We start from the raw sequence: 1,374 nt of genomic DNA on the forward strand, positions 1-1,374 counted from the left end.
GGGTGCCGTTCCATCCACTATACCTACTTGAAATTTCGGGATAATTAAACCATCAATTGAATTTGTATCTGAAGAACAATGTAAATATTCAATATCGATCCCCTTATTTACAATCTTTTCACCAATGGTTTTCATTAATGTTGATTTCCCAGTTCCAGGACCACCTTTTAAAATAAACAGTCTATCTAAATCCTCTAAAGCTGAGTCATAGAGATTATAAAACCCTTTTGCAGTATTACCCCCTGCATAATAATTGAGTATTTTCCCTCTCATCTTATTCCCTCCATTCAATCTAAATTATGTAGATTTATTCATAAGGGTGTTTGCCCAGCAATAATATTATTGTTTACTTTTTAAATTTTTAGCAGATAAAATAATATTGTTAGTTGTAGATGGAGTGAAAAAGCATGTTTAAATAGTTCTAAAATTTTTGTTTTGGAAGGTACAGCAGAATTTGATTGATGAGGAACAAATGGAGTTATTTGTTCGAGGTATGGAGAAAATTCATCGTTAGCAAGATTTGCTTCATCGCAAGAAATTGACCACACGATGATTAATTCTAATAGAGGGTGATAACAGTTTCATAATCCCAACTTGTCTTTCTTTACTGCATATCCCCCTTTCCCACCCTACCGATAGATGCTCGTCGATTGTACACCAAGTCTTTCTCTCACAATTTCTAATGTAAAATCAACTGCAAATAGGCGTTAGTTGCTTAATTTCTTCCACTCGTTAGATAGGAGTCCATAAATAACATGGTCTACATAATGATCATACAACCACTCTGCTTGTCTAATTTCCCCTTCTAATATGAATCCAAATTGTTTGGGAAGTGCTCTACTTTTTTTATTTCCAACAGCGACACTAACTTCTATTTTATTTAGTCCAAGATCTTTAAATCCATAGTCAATTACTGATTTGAATGCCTTTGACATAATACCTTTACCTTGGAAGTTTTCACCTAACCAATAACCAATTGTACCAATTTTATTAGTCTTATTTATGTCATTAAAACCGATTGTACCTACTATATGATCTACTCCTTATCCCACTAAACATTCATCTCATTGCATAAGGAGTATAGTGTAAAAGAATCTAAATAAAAAAAACATCAGCCTAATAGCTGATGTTTTTGTTTAACCAGGCGACGTTCTACTCTCACAGAGGGAAACCCCCAACTACCATCGACGCAAAAGAGCTTAACTGCCGTGTTCGGTATGGGAACGGGTGTGACCTCTTTGCCATAATCACCTGATTTATAGAGTTGTACTTCGTACCCTCAAAACTAGATAATGTCATTATCAAACTTGTTAGTTAAGTCCTCGACCGATTAGTATCAGTCAGCTCCACGTGTCACCACGCTTCCACCTCTGA

General features: G+C 35.2%; 2 protein-coding genes and 1 rRNA gene. All 3 read right to left on the reverse strand.

What is annotated here, in order from left to right:
* Positions 1–273 (reverse strand): hypothetical protein (locus ACFTSA_RS24460; RefSeq protein ID WP_377954693.1); only part of this gene is annotated, 273 nt, incomplete at its 3' end.
* Positions 274–707: 434 nt separating this feature from the next.
* Positions 708–1,031: a GNAT family N-acetyltransferase gene (locus ACFTSA_RS24465; protein WP_377954695.1), complete on the reverse strand. Its 324-nt coding sequence runs from the start codon at positions 1,029–1,031 to the stop codon at positions 708–710.
* Positions 1,032–1,139: 108 nt separating this feature from the next.
* Positions 1,140–1,255, reverse strand: a 5S ribosomal RNA gene (gene rrf / locus ACFTSA_RS24470).
* Positions 1,256–1,374: the final 119 nt, after the last annotated feature.

This window comes from Arthrobacter sp. NPDC057013 (assembly GCF_042674585.1).
GTDB lineage: Bacteria > Actinomycetota > Actinomycetes > Actinomycetales > Micrococcaceae > Arthrobacter.